This window comes from Ramlibacter sp. JJN2-2R (genome assembly GCF_057747835.1).
The window spans coordinates 480,466-496,059 of record NZ_CM173226.1 but is presented as its reverse complement, the minus strand read 5'-3'; the positions used below and the strand labels follow the sequence as shown (position 1 = coordinate 496,059).

The window sequence follows — 15,594 nt, the reverse complement described above, 5'->3', positions numbered from 1 at the left end:
TCAGTCGGATGGATGGTCGGATAGCGCCAGCCGCAGGCCGAACGCGATGAACATGGCGCCGGCGGCCCGGTCCAGCCAGCGCATGCCGCGCTGCACGGCGCCGCGGCGCGCCATCCAGGCTGCGGCCAGCGCCCAGCCGGCATTGACCGGGATGCTGTTGACGTTGAACAGGCAGCCGAGCAGCACGAAGGCCAGCGCCTCGTGGCCGGTGCCCGGCGCGATGAACTGCGGCACGAAGGCGAGGAAGAAGATCGCCACCTTCGGGTTGAGCACGTTGGTCCAGAAGCCGCCCAGGAATACCTGCCGCAAGGCCGCGGCCGGCTGCGCGCCGGCCAGCGCCTGCAGGTCCGCGACCTCGGGGCTGCGCGCCAGCAGCAACCTGCAGCCCACCCACAACAGGTAGGCCGCGCCGATCCACTTGAGCACGGTGAACGCCAGGGCGGAGGTGGCCAGCAGCGCGCCGACGCCCAGCGCCGCGGCGAACACGTGCACGAAGCAGCCGGCGGTGATGCCCAGCCCGGCCACCATGCCGGCCCGCGCGCCCGAGCGCAGCGAATTCGTGACGATGTACAGCACGTCCGGGCCGGGCGACAGGTTCAGCAGCCAGCCCGCGGCCATGAACAGCAGGAGGTGGTGCAGGTCCGGCATGGTCAGGCCCCGAAGAAGCCCCGGATCGCCGCCACGGCGCGGTCGATGCCGGGCTGGTCGATGTCCAGGTGGGTCACGAACCGCAGCCGGTACAGGCCGGTCGCCAGCACGCCCTGGCGCTGCAGGTGCTCGAGCAGCGCGGCCGAGCGTTCGCGCGCCGGGCCGGTGAGGTCGACGAACAGGATGTTGGTCTGCGGCGGCTCGACTCGCAGCCCGTCGATGCCGGCCAGGCCGTCGGCCAAGCGGCGCGCCAGCGCATGGTCCTGCGCGAGGCGGTCCACGTGCGCGTCGAGGGCGTGCGACGCCGCGGCCGCCAGCACGCCGGCCTGGCGCATCGCGCCGCCGGCCATCTTGCGGATGCGGCGCGCCCGGGCGATCAGCTCGCGCGAACCACACAGCGCCGAGCCGGCCGGCGCACCCAGGCCCTTGCTGAAGCACACCGAGACGCTGTCGAACAGGCCGGCGATGCGCCGGGCCTCGGCCAGCGGCGTCGAGCCGCCAGCCTGCGCCTGCGCCACGGCGGCGTTGAACAGGCGCGCGCCGTCCAGATGGCGCCCGAGCTGGCGTTCGCGCGCGAGCGCCGTTGCCTGCGCCAGCCAGGGCATGGGCATCACCTTGCCGCCCAGCGTGTTCTCCAGGGCGAGCAACCGGGTGCGGGCGAAATGCGGATCGTCCGGCTTGATCGCGGCGTCGATCGCGGCCAGCGCCAGCGTGCCATCCGCCTCGTGCTCGAGCGGCTGCGGCTGCACGCTGCCGAAAACGGCGGCGCCGCCGCCTTCCCAGCGGTAGCAGTGCTGCTGCTGGCCGACGATGTACTCGTCGCCGCGCTGGCAGTGCGCCAGCACGCCGCACAGGTTGCCCTGGGTGCCGGTGGGCACGAACAGCGCGGCCTCGAATCCCAGCAGCCCGGCGATCCTGTCCTGCAGCGCGTTGACGCTCGGGTCGTCGCCGAACACGTCGTCGCCCAGGGGGGCGCGCGCCATCGCCTCGCGCATCGCGGCGGTCGGGCGCGTCACGGTGTCGCTGCGCAGGTCGACGACTGCGTTCATGGCGTCTGCTCCAGGAAGTTCTTCAGCAGGGCATGGCCATGCTCGGTGAGGACCGATTCGGGATGGAACTGCACGCCCTGGATGGGCAGGCTGCGGTGCCGCACGCCCATGATCTCGCCGTCGTCGGTGCGGGCGGTCACTTGCAACTCCGCGGGACAGGTCTCGCGCTCGATTGCCAGCGAGTGGTAGCGGTTGACCGTGAAGCGCTCGGGCAGGCCGGCGAACACCCCCTGGCGCGTGGTGGTGATCTCGCTCACCTTGCCGTGCATCAGCTGGCGGGCGCGGACGATGCGGCCACCGAAGGCGGCGCCGATGCTCTGGTGGCCCAGGCACACACCCAGGATCGGCAGCTGGCCGGCGAAGTGCCGGATCGCCTCGACCGAGATGCCGGCTTCGGCCGGCGAGCACGGCCCCGGCGAGATGACCAGCCGGTCGGGGGCGCGCTCGGCGATGCCCTGCACCGTGATCTCGTCGTTGCGGAACACCTCCACCGACGCGCCCAGCTCACCGAAGTACTGGACCAGGTTGTAGGTGAAGCTGTCGTAGTTGTCGACCATCAGCAGACGCATAGAACCCCCACGCTTGGCACTTCGTGTCCCGCGCTGCCCCCCGCGGGGGCCTTCGCGCCTTGGAGCGGTCCGGCGGCGCTCATTCCAGCCCCTCCTCGACCAGCTCCGAGGCGCGCAGCAGCGCGCGTGCCTTGGCTTCGGTCTCCTTCCACTCCAGCTCGGGCACCGAGTCGGCCACGACCCCGGCCGCGGCCTGCACGTACAACACCTGGTCCTTGACGATGCCGGTGCGGATGGCGATGGCGACGTCCATGTCGCCGGCGTAGCTGAGGTAGCCGCAGGCGCCGCCGTACAGGCCCCGCTTGCTCGGCTCGAGCTGGTCGATCAACTCCATCGCATGCACCTTCGGCGCGCCGGTCAGCGTGCCGGCCGGGAACGTGGCCCGCAGCACGTCGATGCTGCTCATGCCGTCGTTCAGCAGGCCCTCGACGTTGCTCACGATGTGCATCACGTGGCTGTAGCGCTCGACGGCGAACGCCTCGGTCACCTTCACGCTGCCCACCTTGGCGATGCGGCCGATGTCGTTGCGCGCCAGGTCGATCAGCATCACGTGCTCGGCGCGCTCCTTGGGGTCGTTCACCAGTTCCTGCTCGACCGCCTTGTCCTGCTCGGGCGTCGCGCCGCGCGGGCGCGTGCCGGCCAGCGGCCGGATGGTGACCTTCTGGCCCTCTGGGGTCTGCTCCTGCCGCACCAGGATCTCGGGCGAGGCGCCCACGACCTGGAACTCGCCGAAGTCGTAGTAGTACATGTACGGGCTCGGGTTGAGCGAACGCAGGGCCCGGTAGAGCGACAGCGGCGACTCGGTGTAGCGCTTCTTGATCCGCTGGCCCACCTGCACCTGCATGAAGTCGCCCGCGGCGATCAGCTCCTTGGCGCGCTCGACCGCCGCCAGGTAGTCGGCCTTGGCGAACTCGCGCTCGGCCGGGAAGGTCTGCGACTGGCGCACCTGCGGCGCGCTGACTGAGTAGCGCAGCAGCTCCTTGAGCTCGCGCAGGCGCTTCTTGCCGTTGGCATACGCCTCGGGCCGGGCGGGATCGGCATAGACGATCAGGTACAGCTTGCCCGACAGGTTGTCGATGACCGCCAGCTCCTCGCATTGCAGCAGCAGGATGTCGGGGCAGCCGAGTGTGTCGGGCGGGCAGGACTGCTCCAGCTTCTTTTCGATGTGGCGCACCACGTCGTAGCCGAAGTAGCCGGCCAGGCCGCCGCAAAAGCGCGGCAGCCCGGGTCGCAGCGCCACCTTGAAGCGCTGCTGGTAGGCCTCGACGAAGTCGAGCGGGTTGCCGCGCGCGCGCTCGACGACGTCACCGTCGGTGACGACTTCCGTCAGGGCGTCGGCGCCGAAGCCGCTGGCGCGCAGCAGCGTCCGGGCCGGCAGGCCGATGAAGCTGTAGCGGCCGAAGCGCTCGCCGCCGACGACGGATTCGAGCAGGAAGCTGTGGCGTCCGCTGCCCTTGCCGTGGGCCAGCTTCAGGTACAGCGACAGCGGGGTTTCGAGGTCGGCGAACGCCTCCGCCATCAAGGGGATGCGGTTGAAGCCTTGCAGCGCGAGGCTCTTGAATTCGAGTTCGGCGATCACGGGATGAGCCTCCACAAGCTCGCGCGGCGCGGGCCGCCTTCCGTTTCAGGGGACTGTCCCGGGGACCGGGACGCGGGGCACGGGCTGCCCCGTGCAATCAGCAACGCACGTCGACTGGCTTGCGCCAGGGCCAGGCTCCCCGGCTGGAGCGGCCTGTGATGACGGTGCGGTGGAAGAACATCGCGGCCAGTGTAGCAAACGGCCCCGGGCCGCTCGCAAACCCGGATCCCACGCCGAGGCATGTCTCTGCAACAATTGGAAACAATCGGGTCGCATCGGCCCGACGACTGGCACAGGAGGCCTGACATGTGGAAGACCAAAGTGGCCGCGCTGGCGCTGTTGCTCGCCGTGGCGGGCGCCCACGCGGAGATGACCGTCAACGGCGTCAAGTACGAGGACACCACGGACCTGCGCGGCGCCAAGCTGCACCTCAATGGCGCGGGCACCCGCTACAAGGCGGTGTTCAAGGTGTACACGGCTGGCCTGTACCTGCCCAAGAAGGCCGGCACCACCGAAGATGTGCTGGCCATGCCCGGTCCCAAGCGCATGACCATCACCATGCTGCGCGACATCGACTCGGGCGAGCTGGGCAAGCTGTTCGCCCGCGGCATGGAAGACAACATGGACAAGGCCGCGTTCTCCAAGCTCATTCCGGGCGTCTTGCGCATGAGCCAGCTGTTCAGCGAGATCAAGGGCCTCAAGGCCGGCGACGGCTTCACGCTCGACTGGGTGCCGGGCACCGGCACCATCGTCACGGTCAAGGGCGTGCAGCAGGGCGAGCCGTTCAAGGAGCCGGAGTTCTACGCCGCGCTGCTGCGCATCTGGCTGGGCCCCGTGCCCGCCGACTGGAAGCTCAAGGACGCCCTGCTGGGCAAGGCAGGCTAGAGCCAGCGGTCCAGGTCGGCCAGCGAGTCCAGGAAGCCGTCGGCATCGACGGCCCGCACCGGCTCGCCGTGGTTGTACCCGTAGGTCACCAGCAGCACCGGACAACCCGCCGCGCGCGCCGCGGCGGCATCGTTGCTCGAATCCCCGATCACCAGCGTGCGCGCCGGCGCCGCCGCCAGGGCGCGGCAGGTCTCCAGCAGCGGCTGCGGATCGGGTTTCTTGCGCGCGAACGCGTCGCCACCGAACACCGCCTCGAAGCATTCCGCGACGCCCTTGAGCGCCAGCAACTCGGTCGCGAATGCTGTCGGCTTGTTGGTCACGCAGGCCAGGCGCAGGCCGCGGCTGCGCAACAGGGCAAGCCCCGCGGCCGCCCCGGGATACAGGACCGAGTAGCGGCCGTTGATGGCGTGGTAGTGGCGCTGGTAGGCAGCCCAGGCCGCCTCGTACAGTTCCTCGCCGGCGCCCGCGGTGCGCAGCGCCGAGCGGATCAGGTGTTCCGAGCCCTTGCCGACCATCCGCTCGACCGCCTGGCGGGGCACCGGCGCCAGGCCCAGCTCGGCATGGACCGCGTCCAGCGCGGCGCAGAAGTCACCCAGCGTGTCGACGAGGGTTCCGTCGAGGTCGACGATGGCGGCCTGGAGGTCGGGGGCAATCGGCATGTGCCGAGTGTGCCGCAGGCCTCAGGCCGGAACGGCTTCGAGCTGCGTGCGCGCCCAGTGCCGGTGCCGGCCGATGGCCGCCACGAACTCCTGCGCGAGCGGCACCCGCGTGGCCGGATCGCCGCTGCCCACCAGCACGCCCGCCGGCGGTGACGAGGCGAGGTCCAGCTCCAGCGGCCGCAGCAGGTCGGCCGCGCCGGCGATCAGGCAGATCGGCTTGCAGTGCCGGTAGGCCTCCAGCACGAAGTGCACGGCCTGGCCGCTGCGCTGCAGCGCCTGCACGTGCGCCGCGCCGCCGGGCACCAGCACGGCGTCGAAATGCACCGAGGAGGTGTTGAGGAAGCTGTGGTCCACCGGCAGCTGCTGGCCGGACGACGTGGACACCACGCCCAGGTGGTCGGCCACGATCTTCGTCACGGCGCCGGCATCGTGCAGGGCCTGCTGGAGGATCTTGAGCGCGCCGATCTCCACCCCGGCGGCCACCAGCACGGCGACGCGGCGCGTGGCGATGCTGCCCGGCGCGGTCGCCTCGATGCTCAGCGCCGGCGACGATTCGACCGGCATCTTGCCGCGCGCCTCGCGAAAGCCCGCGCGGCCGGCCGCCGCCTTGGCATCGGGCGGCTGCAGCGCCAGCGGTTCGGCGACCTTGCGCGCGAGCCGGGCGTCGACGTGCGCGAGGTTGTCCACCACCCGCTGCCGGATCGCCGCCGTCTCCACCCGGGACAGCTCGTACTGGAAGGCGCAGACGATGTGCTCCTTCTCCGCCGGGCTCTGGCTGTTCCAGAACAGCGTGGCCTGGCTGAAGTGGTCGTCGAAGGTGGGGCTGCGGCGCCGCACCTTGGGCGACTCGAGCGGCTCCTCGTAGCTCTGGAACCCCTGGTGGCCGCCATCGACGCGGAACTCCGAGCCGTTGCCCAGCGTGTTTGGCTCGTAGCTCACCTGCCCGCGCGGCACCGTCGCGCGGTGCATGCCGTCTCGCTGGAAGTTGTGGAACGGGCACAGGCTGCGGTTGATCGGCAGCTCGTTGAAATTCGGCCCGCCCAGCCGCGACAGCTGGGCGTCGGTGTACGAGAAGAGCCGGCCCTGCAGCAACGGGTCCGCGCTGAAGTCGATGCCCGGCACCACGTGGCCCGGATGGAACGCCGCCTGTTCGGTTTCGCTAAAGAAGTTGTCCGGGTTGCGGTTCAGCACCAGCTTGCCCACCGGCTGCACGGGAACGACCTCCTCGGGCACGAGCTTGGTGGGATCGAGCAGGTCGAAGCCCAGCGCATGCGCCTTGCCTTCCTCCACCAGCTGCACCCCCAGCTCCCACTCCGGGCACTGGCCGCGGGCGATCGCCTCCCACAGGTCACGGCGGTGGAAATCCGGGTCCTGCCCGGCGATCTTGCGCGCCTCGTCCCAGCACAGCGCATGGCGGCCGAGCTTGGGCTTCCAGTGGAACTTGGCGAAGTGCGACGCGCCGTGCGCGTTGATGAAGCGGAACGTGTGGACGCCGAAGCCCTCCATCATCCGCAGGCTGCGCGGCAGGCCGCGATCGGACATCAGCCACATCAGCGCATGCGTCGTCTCGGGCATGAGCGAGACGAAGTCCCAGAAGGTGTCGTGCGCGCTGGACGCCTGCGGCATGCCGTGGTGCGGCTCGGGCTTGAGCGCGTGGATCAGGTCCGGGAACTTCATCGCGTCCTGGACGAAGAACACCGGAAAGCTCGCGCCGACCAGGTCGTAGTTGCCCTCGCGCGTGTAGAACTTGACGGCGAAGCCGCGCAGGTCGCGCACCGTGTCCGGCGAGCCGCGCTCGCCCGCCACGGTCGAAAAGCGCACGAAGACCGGCGTGCGCAGGCCGGCCTCCTGCAGGAAGTCGGCCTTGGTGTACTGGCCCATCGACTTGTACAGCTCGAAGTAGCCGTGCGCCCCGGCGCCGCGCGCATGCACCACGCGCTCGGGAATGCGCTCGTGGTCGAAGTGCGTGAGCTTCTCGCGCAGCAGGAAATCCTCGAGCAGCGTCGGGCCGCGCAGGCCCGCGCGCAGCGAGTTGTGGTTGTCGTTCACCACCACCCCCTGGCTGGTGGTCAGGATCGCTTCGGGCGCCTGGGTGAAGCTCTCCAGCTGCTTTTGCTTGGCGGACGCGGCGTCGCCGGCCTTCGTCTTGCGCGGGGCGTCCGGTTTGGACTGGGGCATGCAGGCTCCTGTGGCCGCGGCGCCCCGACGGCGCGCGCAGGCCGGTTCTTGTTCGGCTCAGGCGTCGAGGTCGAGGGCTGCCTCGATCGTGTTGACCACCAGGGTGAGCGCGAGGGCGCCGGCGGCCGAGGCGGCGCACCAGACCAGCCATTCAGGTACCGCGGCGATCATGTCCATGGCATCACTCCCTTCGGCCCAACTCGCGTGTGTGGCCCGCCAGATTAGCTAGCTCATGGGGAAACCCCCGTAGCCCGGCAGCGGGGGCGTTTGTCCGACGCTGCAGGCGGCTGGCGTAGGACGGCACCGACGGCACCGGTGGCGGCGCGCCGCCGCCCGTCGGCACGCCGCTGTCCTACCCGTGCGCGGCTCGCGGGCCGCGAGGATGGGGCCACCGAACGAGGACTTGCCGATGCCCGAACGAACGACCCCGCCACCCGACCCCGCCACGCGCACCGAGCCGCCGCAGGCCAGCCGCGGCAACACGTCCACGGCGCAGGGGGAGGACCAGCAGGCGGTGCCCCGCATGCCGCACGAACGCGACGAATCGGCCGACAGCCAGCCGCGCATGGAGCCCTCCAGCGAGCGCGTGGGGCGCGCGGGGCAGGCCGACGTGGAACGCGGGGTGGCGGACACCACCAAGGGCGCCGAGCTCGACGCGACCTACGACCGGCTGCGCGAGGACCTGCCCGACGGCGACAAGAAGCCCCGCCCCTGACCGCGCGTCAGCGCAGCGCCGCGAGCATGGCGTCGATGACGCCCTTGTAGTCGGGCTTGCCGAAGATCGCGCTGCCGGCGACGAACGTGTCGGCGCCGGCCGCGGCCACGCGGGCGATGTTGTCGGCCTTGACGCCGCCGTCGACCTCGAGGCGGATGTCCTTGCCGCAGGCATCGATGCGCTTGCGCGCCTGCTCCACCTTGCGCAGCGCCGAATCGATGAAGCCCTGGCCGCCGAAGCCCGGGTTGACGCTCATGATGAGGATGAGGTCGATGTCCTCGATGAGCCAGTCCAGCACGTCCAGCGGCGTCGCCGGATTGAACACCAGGCCGGCCTTGACGCCACGCGCCTTGATCGCCTGCACGCTGCGGTGCGCGTGCGCGGACGCGTCGGGATGGAAGCTGATGTAGTCGGCGCCGGCTTCCGCGAACGCCTGGGCCAGCGCATCGACCGGCTGCACCATCAGGTGGACGTCGATCGGCGCCGCGCTGCCGTCCGGCCGCCGGGCATGGGGCTTGAGGGCGGAGCACACCATCGGCCCGAACGTGAGGTTGGGCACGTAGTGGTTGTCCATCACGTCGAAGTGGATCCAGTCGGCGCCTGCCGCCAGGACGTTGCGCACTTCCTCGCCCAGCCGCGCGAAATCGGCCGAGAGGATGGAGGGGGCGATGCGGTGCGTGGTGCTCATGCCCGGATTCTCGCAAATGGCGGGGCCGGGCTACGATCGCGGCATGGCCAAGTACCAGTTCCGGGTCGAGGTGCAGCCCGTGTTCGTGCCGGAGCAGTCGGCACCCGAACAGGGCGTGTTCAGCTTCGCGTACACGATCACCATCACCAACGTCGGCGAGGTCGCCGCGCAGCTGATCTCGCGGCACTGGTTCATCAGCGACGCGACCGGCCATGTGGAGGAGGTCAAGGGCCTGGGCGTGGTGGGCCACCAGCCGCTCCTGCAGCCCGGCCAGTCGTTCCAGTACAGCAGCGGCTGCCGGCTGCGCACCCCCAGCGGGACGATGCACGGCAGCTACTTCTTCGTCGCCGACGACAGCGAGCGCTTCGAGGTCGAGATCGCGCCCTTCCTGCTGGAAGACGGCAGCCGCCGCGTGCTGCACTGAGCCCGTCGCCCAGCCGCGCGGGCGGCCGTGGCTCTGCGCCTTGTCCTACAGGCTGAGCCACGCCCCGCCGGTACATTGCGCCGCGAGGCTCGCGCGCATGATCGACATCACGGCCCTCTGGGGCCAATGGCTCAGGCCATCCGCCGGCCTGCCCACCGTGCAGTGGTCGCTGCTGCTCGCCGTCGCGGCCGCGGCAGGCCACCTCGTGCAGCGCCACATGGGACTGCCCAAGGTGGTCGGCTATTCCGCCGTCGGCGCCGCCGCCGGCTTGGCCGGCTTCAGCGGCGTGGCCTGGCCGCTGCAGGGCATCGGCCTGTTCCTGCTGGAACTGGGCGCCTCGGTGGTCCTGTTCGAGACCGGCGGGCGCATCGCCTTGCGCTGGTTCCGCCACAACCCCATGGTGCTGCTGCAAAGCCTGCTCGAGGCCGGACTGACGTACGCCGCGGTGTATGCCGCGATGCGCTGGTTCGAGGTGCGGCCGGCGGTGGCCGACGGCCTCGCGCTGGTGGCGATCGTGTCCTCGCCCGCGGTCCTCAGCCGCGTGATCGCCGACACCCACGCCGACGGCCCCGTGACCGAGCGCACCATCGTGCTGGCCGCGCTGGGCGCGCTGTACGGGCTCACGCTGGTGTCCGCGCGCGTCGGCGTGCTCGAGCGCGAGGAGACGAACGTGGTCGACCTCCTGATGCCGGTGGCCGTCGTGCTCGGCCTGTCCATCGTCGTCGCGGGCGTGCTGGCGCTCGTGCTGCGCATGGCGCTGCGCGTGATGAGCCCCAACAGCGAGAACACGTCGATCCTGCTGATCACGCTGATCGCCGCCGGCACCGCCCTCGCCTCGCATTTCGGCGGCTCGGCCCCGCTCGCGGCGCTGCTGGCGGGCCTGCTGCTCAAGCAGCTCAATCCCCGCCCCTGGGCCTGGCCGCGGCAGCTGGGCACGGCGGCCTCGCTGCTGGTGATGCTGACGTTCGTGCTGGTGTCGGTGGTCGCCGCCCAGGCCGAGTGGCATCCGTCAGTGGCCAGCGCCGTGATCGCGCTGCTGATCGCGCGCGGCGCCGCCAAGATCGCCGGCGTGCTGCTGGCCAATCCGGGCAGCGGCACCACCTGGCGCCAGGCGCTGCTGACCGGCTGGGCGCTGTCGCCGATGTCGTCGGTGGCGCTGCTGCTGGTGTCGCAGTTCGCGACGGCCGGATCGTTCGGGCTCGGCCCGCGCCTGGCGGCGATCGCGCTGCCGGCGATCCTGGTGCTGGAGGTGCTCGGCGCGATCAGCGCCACGTTCGTCATCTACCAGGCGCGCGAGAGCACGCGCGGCGACACCGCCGGCAGCGCGGGGGGCGCCGATGGCTGAGCCGCGCCCGCCGGACGTCACGCCCGCCGGCGACGCGCCGGCGGCCGAGCCCGTGCTCGAGCCGTTCCGCTCGTCCGAGGCGCTCACGCTCGGCGTCGAGCTGGAGCTGCAGCTCGTCAACACCCACGACTACGACCTCGCGCCGTACTCGGACGAGATGCTGCGGCTGATGGCGCGCCTGCCCCTGCCCGGCGCGGTAGTCCCGGAGATGACCTCCTCGATGATCGAGATCTCCACCGGCGTGTGCCGCTCGGGCGCCCACGTGCTGGGCGAGCTCACGCAGCTGCGCGACGCGCTGGTGCGCTGCGCCGACAAGCTGAACATCGCGGTGGTCGGCGGCGGCACGCACCCGTTCCAGCAGTGGCACCAGCAGCGCATCTACGACAAGCCGCGCTTTCGCGAACTGTCGGAACTGTATGGCTACCTGTCCAAGCAGTTCACCGTGTTCGGGCAGCACGTGCACGTGGGCTGCCCGAGCGCCGACGCGGCGCTGCTGATGCTGCACCGGATGTCGCGCTACATCCCGCACTTCATCGCGCTGTCGGCCTCCTCCCCCTACGTGCAGGGCCAGGACACGCAGTTCGACTCGGCCCGCCTCAACTCCGTCTCGGCGTTCCCGATGTCGGGGCGGGCGCCGTTCACGCTCTCGTGGCAGGCGTTCGAGGCCTTCTTCGCCCGCACCACCCGCACCGGCGTCGTGCGCAGCATGAAGGACTTCTACTGGGACATCCGGCCCAAGCCCGAATACGGCACGATCGAAATCCGCGTCTTCGACACCCCGCTGACGGTGGAGCGCGCCGCCGCGCTGGCGGGCTTCGTGCAGGCGCTGGCGGCCTGGTTCCTGCACGAGCAGCCGTTCGCCCCGCGCGAGGACGACTACATGGTCTACACGTACAACCGCTTCCAGGCCTGCCGCTTCGGTCTGGAAGCCGTCTACGTGGACCCCGTGAGCGGGCGCCACCTCCCGCTGCGCGACCACCTGCTGATGACCTTCGACCAACTCGCCGGCCCCGCGCGCGAGCTGGGCGCCGGACCGGCGATCGAACTGCTCGCCGCCGACGCGCGCGCCGGCGCCAACGATGCCCGCTGGCTGCGGCAATGCCAGGCCCGCGAACGCCTGCTCGCCGAGGTCGTGCGGCAAGGCGCGTTGCGTTTCCAGGGCCGGCGCTGAGGCCACGCACGCACTGACGCGGCGCCGATGGCCACTCCGGCCGGCGTCCTACAAGGCAGGCGACGGCCCGCTTCCAGAATCTCCCGCAACACCAACACGTGCCAGGGAGAGCACCCCATGTCGATTCTCGGAACCATCCTCGTCGGCTTCATCGTCGGCCTCATCGCACGCGCCATCAAGCCGGGCGACGACCGCCTGGGCCTGATCATGACCACGCTGCTGGGCATCGCCGGCGCCTTCATCGCCCGCTATGTGGGCGTGGCCATGGGCTGGTACCAGGACGGCCAGACGGCGGGCTGGATCGCCTCGATCATCGGCGCGGTCGTGCTGCTGGTGATCTACGGGATGCTGCGCGGCAGCTCGCGCCGCGTCTGACGCCGCACCGCGGGGCGCGCGCTATGCTCGCGCACCCATGGGCGAATTCGAGCTGATCGACCGCTTCTTCCGCCGCGACACCGCATCGCCCCAGGTGGCGCTGGGTGTCGGCGACGATTGCGCGCTGCTGGCGCCGCGCCCCGGCATGCGGCTGGCGGTCTCGACCGACCTGCTGCTCGAAGGCCGGCACTTCCTGTCCACCGTCGATCCGCAACGGCTGGGCCACAAGGCGCTCGCCGTCAACCTGAGCGACCTGGCCGCCTGCGGCGCGCGCCCGCTCGCCTTCACGCTGGCACTGGCGCTGCCGCAGGCCGACGCGGCCTGGCTGGAGCCGTTCGCGCGCGGGCTGTTCGCGCTGGCCGACCAGCACGGCTGCGCGCTCGTCGGCGGCGACACCACGCGCGGCCCGCTGGCCATCGGCATCACGATCTTCGGCGAAGTGCCCGCGGGACAGGCGCTGCTGCGCTCGGGCGCCCGCGCCGGGGACGACCTGTACGTGAGCGGCTCGCTGGGCGACGCGCGGCTGGCCCTGGAGGTGTTCCGCGGCCGCATCGACGTTCCCGCCGACGTGTTCTCGGCCGCGCGCGCCCGGCTGGAGGCGCCCACGCCGCGCGTGGCGCTCGGGCTGGCGCTGCGCGGCATCGCCAGCGCGGCCATCGACGTCAGCGACGGCCTGCTGGGCGACCTGGGCCATGTGCTGCGCCAGTCGCGCGTGGGCGCCGTGATCGACACGCGCGAGGCGCTCGGCCTGCTGGCCAGCCGCGCGGGACTGGATGGCGCCATCGACGACGACCGGCAGCTGGAGTTCGTGCTGGCGGGCGGCGACGACTACGAACTCGCCTTCACCGCGCCGGCGTCGGCACGCGAGGCCGTGGCCGCCGCCGCGGCCGCAGCCGGCACGCGCGTGACGCGCATCGGCGCGGTCGAAGCGGCCGCCGGCGTGCGCCTGCTCGCAGCCGGTGGCGTGCCGCTCGTGAAGCAGTTCCGCTCCTTCGACCATTTCGCCTGAGCCCGGTGGCTGCCTGTCGGCAGCGGGCCGGGCGCGCACGTTGCCAGGGAATGCGCCTCGTCCTGCTGCTCCTCGTCGCGTGTCTCGCGTTGCCCGTGCACGCCGGCGCGCGGCGTACCTACACCGGCACCGTCACCTGGGTCGTGGACGGCGACACGGTCTGGCTGCGGCCGGCCGCAGGCCGGCCACCGGTGGAGATCCGGGTGCAGGGCATCGACGCGCCCGAGTCATGCCAGCCCTGGGGACCGCAGTCGCGCGAGGGCTTGCGGCGGCTGGTGCTCTCGCAGCCGGTCACCGTGAGCGAGCGCGGTCGCGACCAGTACGGCCGGGTGCTGGCGCGCCTCGCGCGCTCGGACCAGGACGTCGGCGCCTGGATGGTGGCCAACGGCCTGGCGTGGTCGGACCGGTTCCGGCGCCGCGCGGATGCCTACGACGCCCTGCAGGCGCAGGCGCGCGAGGCGCGCCGCGGGCTGTGGTCGCAGCCGCAGCCCATGCAGCCGCGCCGCTTCCGGCGCCAGCACGGGCCGTGCCCGCGCGCCGGCCACTAGGGCGCCGCTCGCCGCGCCGGCTTGCCCGCCCGCCGCGCGCGGGGCCGGCTCGCTACCATTGGTCCATGCCTGCCCCCGCCTGCCACGACTTGCCGACGCCATTGCTGCCCCCGGCGCCGGGCACCACCAGCCGGGTGAGCGCATGAGCCAGCCGGCCGCACCCGCCCTGGATCCCGCGTCGGCACCGCGCGCGCGGCCGACGCTGCGCTTTCTCTTCTCGCACGTGGCGCACCTGGTGGCGCTGGGCTTCGGCTCGGGGCTGAGCCCCGTGGCGCCGGGCACCGTCGGCACCCTGTGGGCCTGGGCCGCCTACCTCGTGCTCGCCAGCTGGGTGCCCGCACCGGCCATCGGCTGGGTCATCCTGGCGTCCCTTCCCCTGGGCTGGTGGGCCAGCGTGGTCACCGCGCGCGACCTGCGCGTGCTCGACCCCGGCTCGATCGTGGTCGACGAGGTGGTGGCGTTCTGGATCGTGCTGTGGCTGCTGCTGCCCGCCGGGTTCCTGGCCCAGCTGGCGGCGTTCGCCCTGTTCCGCTTCTTCGACGCGGTCAAGCCCGGCCCGGTCGGCTGGGCCGACGACCTGTTCCATGGCTTCGGCTGGCGCGGTGGGCTGGGCATCATGCTGGACGACCTGGTGGCCGCGTTCTGCACGCTGCTGGTGATCGCGCTGTGGAGGGCGGTCGCATGAACGACGCCGTGCACGCCATGTGCGCCGAACTGGCCGCAGCCCTCCTCGAGCGCGGCTGGATGATGGCCACCGCCGAGAGCTGCACCGGCGGCCTGATCGCCGCCTCCTGCACCGACCTGGCCGGCTCCAGCCAATGGTTCGAGCGCGGCTTCGTCAGCTACTCCAACGAGGCCAAGAGCGAGGCGCTGGGCGTGGACCCGGCCGCCATCGCCGCGCACGGCGCTGTGAGCGAGGTCGTGGCCCGCGCGATGGCGTTCGGCGCCGCGCGCCATTCGCACGCGCAGGCGGTCGTGGCCGTCACCGGGATCGCCGGGCCCACCGGCGGCAGCACCGACAAGCCGGTCGGGACGGTCTGGTTCGGCTTCTCGGTCGGCGGCCGCCTCTCCAGCGAGGTGCGGCACTTCACCGGCGACCGCGCCGCCGTGCGCGAGGCCACGGTGCGCCACGCGCTGGCCCGGCTGCTGGCGCTGGTGCGCGCCGAGCCCTGACGCCGCACAGCGGCGCGGCGCCCACGGGAAACCGGCGCCCAGCCGCCACGGAAGGGTCCGCCCCCTCTCCCGGCCCGGGTCGAAAGCAGTAGCATCGCGGCCCATGAGATCCATCACCGCTTCCTCCCTCGTCGCCGTGCTCGCGCTCGGCCTCGGCGCCGCCGCCGGCGCGCAGACGTCCGCGACGCCGCGCAAGGTCGATCGCAACGAGCTGCGCTACTGCCTCGACACGGGCGACTCCCTCAAGGGACGCACCGAGGCCCTGGGCGAGCGCTCCAAGAAGATCAAGGCGCAGCAGGAGGCGCTCAAGACCGAAGGCGAGGAGCTGCAGGCCGAGCGCGAGCGCCTCGAGAAGAGCTCCAGCATGCTGGGCATGTCCCGCGACCGCGTGGAGCGCCGCATGTCCGCGTACAACGACAAGGTGAACGCCGCCCGCGCCGACGCCGAGCAGTTCCGCCCCGACGCCGAAACGCTGAACAAGGACCTGGCCGCCTACAACCAGCGCTGCGGCGGCATCTCCTACGACCCCGCCGACCGCGAAGCGATCATGAAGGAGCGCGAAGCGGCCAGGAAGTGATC

General features: G+C 71.7%; 18 protein-coding genes. 11 read left to right on the top strand and 7 right to left on the bottom strand.

Annotated features, from left to right (window positions below; genetic code table 11):
• The 4 genes from AC3ANR_RS02465 to trpE all read right to left on the bottom strand — a co-directional run bounded on the left by AC3ANR_RS02465 (position 1) and on the right by trpE (position 3,845).
• The gene (locus AC3ANR_RS02465; RefSeq protein WP_488290299.1) at positions 1-648 is read right to left on the bottom strand and encodes a LysE family translocator; all 648 of its coding nucleotides are present in this window, start codon (positions 646-648) and stop codon (positions 1-3) included.
• Positions 649-650: 2 nt separating this feature from the next.
• Positions 651-1,697, bottom strand: a complete 1,047-nt coding sequence (ltaE, locus tag AC3ANR_RS02460; protein WP_488290298.1) for a low-specificity L-threonine aldolase — start codon at positions 1,695-1,697, stop codon at positions 651-653.
• Entirely contained in the window at positions 1,694-2,266 is a 573-nt protein-coding gene (locus tag AC3ANR_RS02455; protein ID WP_488290297.1) for an anthranilate synthase component II, read from the bottom strand. The genes ltaE and AC3ANR_RS02455 overlap by 4 nt, the downstream gene beginning before the upstream one ends.
• Positions 2,267-2,345: 79 nt before the next feature.
• Positions 2,346-3,845 (bottom strand): anthranilate synthase component I, encoded by a 1,500-nt coding sequence (gene trpE / locus AC3ANR_RS02450; RefSeq protein ID WP_488290296.1) that lies wholly within the window; start codon positions 3,843-3,845, stop codon positions 2,346-2,348.
• 306 nt (positions 3,846-4,151) lie between these two features.
• Between trpE and AC3ANR_RS02445 the strand changes: the two genes are divergently transcribed.
• Positions 4,152-4,730, top strand: a complete 579-nt coding sequence (locus AC3ANR_RS02445) for a chalcone isomerase family protein (RefSeq protein ID WP_488290295.1) — start codon at positions 4,152-4,154, stop codon at positions 4,728-4,730.
• On the opposite strand, the gene gph is transcribed toward AC3ANR_RS02445, so the two are convergent.
• A complete protein-coding gene (gph, locus tag AC3ANR_RS02440) occupies positions 4,727-5,389 on the bottom strand; it encodes a phosphoglycolate phosphatase (protein ID WP_488290294.1) in 663 nt (220 codons plus the stop codon). The genes AC3ANR_RS02445 and gph overlap by 4 nt on opposite strands.
• 21 nt (positions 5,390-5,410) lie before the next feature.
• Positions 5,411-7,567, bottom strand: a complete 2,157-nt coding sequence (locus AC3ANR_RS02435) for a catalase (protein WP_488290293.1) — start codon at positions 7,565-7,567, stop codon at positions 5,411-5,413.
• A gap of 409 nt (positions 7,568-7,976) precedes the next feature.
• Here AC3ANR_RS02435 and AC3ANR_RS02430 point away from each other — a divergent pair, with 409 nt between their 5' ends.
• Complete coding sequence (locus AC3ANR_RS02430; protein ID WP_488290292.1) at positions 7,977-8,282, top strand: hypothetical protein; 306 nt, start codon at positions 7,977-7,979, stop codon at positions 8,280-8,282.
• 7 nt (positions 8,283-8,289) lie between these two features.
• Here AC3ANR_RS02430 and rpe read toward each other — a convergent pair whose 3' ends face one another.
• Positions 8,290-8,970: a ribulose-phosphate 3-epimerase gene (gene rpe / locus AC3ANR_RS02425; protein WP_488290291.1), complete on the bottom strand. Its 681-nt coding sequence runs from the start codon at positions 8,968-8,970 to the stop codon at positions 8,290-8,292.
• Between the two features lie 43 nt (positions 8,971-9,013).
• Here rpe and apaG point away from each other — a divergent pair, with 43 nt between their 5' ends.
• The 9 genes from apaG to AC3ANR_RS02380 all read left to right on the top strand — a co-directional run bounded on the left by apaG (position 9,014) and on the right by AC3ANR_RS02380 (position 15,592).
• Positions 9,014-9,394, top strand: coding sequence for a Co2+/Mg2+ efflux protein ApaG (gene apaG, locus AC3ANR_RS02420; RefSeq protein ID WP_488290290.1), 381 nt, complete (start codon positions 9,014-9,016; stop codon positions 9,392-9,394).
• A 97-nt stretch (positions 9,395-9,491) separates the two neighbouring features.
• Positions 9,492-10,739, top strand: coding sequence for a cation:proton antiporter domain-containing protein (locus AC3ANR_RS02415; RefSeq protein WP_488290289.1), 1,248 nt, complete (start codon positions 9,492-9,494; stop codon positions 10,737-10,739).
• Complete coding sequence (locus AC3ANR_RS02410) at positions 10,732-11,910, top strand: YbdK family carboxylate-amine ligase (RefSeq protein WP_488290288.1); 1,179 nt, start codon at positions 10,732-10,734, stop codon at positions 11,908-11,910. Before AC3ANR_RS02415 ends, AC3ANR_RS02410 begins: the two co-directional genes overlap by 8 nt.
• Positions 11,911-12,027: 117 nt before the next feature.
• Positions 12,028-12,285, top strand: a complete 258-nt coding sequence (locus tag AC3ANR_RS02405) for a GlsB/YeaQ/YmgE family stress response membrane protein (protein ID WP_488290287.1) — start codon at positions 12,028-12,030, stop codon at positions 12,283-12,285.
• 37 nt (positions 12,286-12,322) lie between these two features.
• Positions 12,323-13,294: a thiamine-phosphate kinase gene (thiL, locus tag AC3ANR_RS02400; protein ID WP_488290286.1), complete on the top strand. Its 972-nt coding sequence runs from the start codon at positions 12,323-12,325 to the stop codon at positions 13,292-13,294.
• 50 nt (positions 13,295-13,344) lie between these two features.
• The gene (locus AC3ANR_RS02395) at positions 13,345-13,842 is read left to right on the top strand and encodes a thermonuclease family protein (RefSeq protein ID WP_488290285.1); all 498 of its coding nucleotides are present in this window, start codon (positions 13,345-13,347) and stop codon (positions 13,840-13,842) included.
• A gap of 142 nt (positions 13,843-13,984) precedes the next feature.
• The gene (locus tag AC3ANR_RS02390) at positions 13,985-14,527 is read left to right on the top strand and encodes a phosphatidylglycerophosphatase A family protein (protein WP_488290284.1); all 543 of its coding nucleotides are present in this window, start codon (positions 13,985-13,987) and stop codon (positions 14,525-14,527) included.
• Positions 14,524-15,015, top strand: a complete 492-nt coding sequence (locus tag AC3ANR_RS02385) for a CinA family protein (protein WP_488290283.1) — start codon at positions 14,524-14,526, stop codon at positions 15,013-15,015. The genes AC3ANR_RS02390 and AC3ANR_RS02385 overlap by 4 nt, the downstream gene beginning before the upstream one ends.
• A 103-nt stretch (positions 15,016-15,118) precedes the next feature.
• On the top strand, positions 15,119-15,592 hold the full coding sequence (locus tag AC3ANR_RS02380; RefSeq protein ID WP_488290282.1) for a hypothetical protein: 474 nt from the start codon (positions 15,119-15,121) through the stop codon (positions 15,590-15,592).
• The last annotated feature ends 2 nt before the right edge of the window (positions 15,593-15,594 follow it).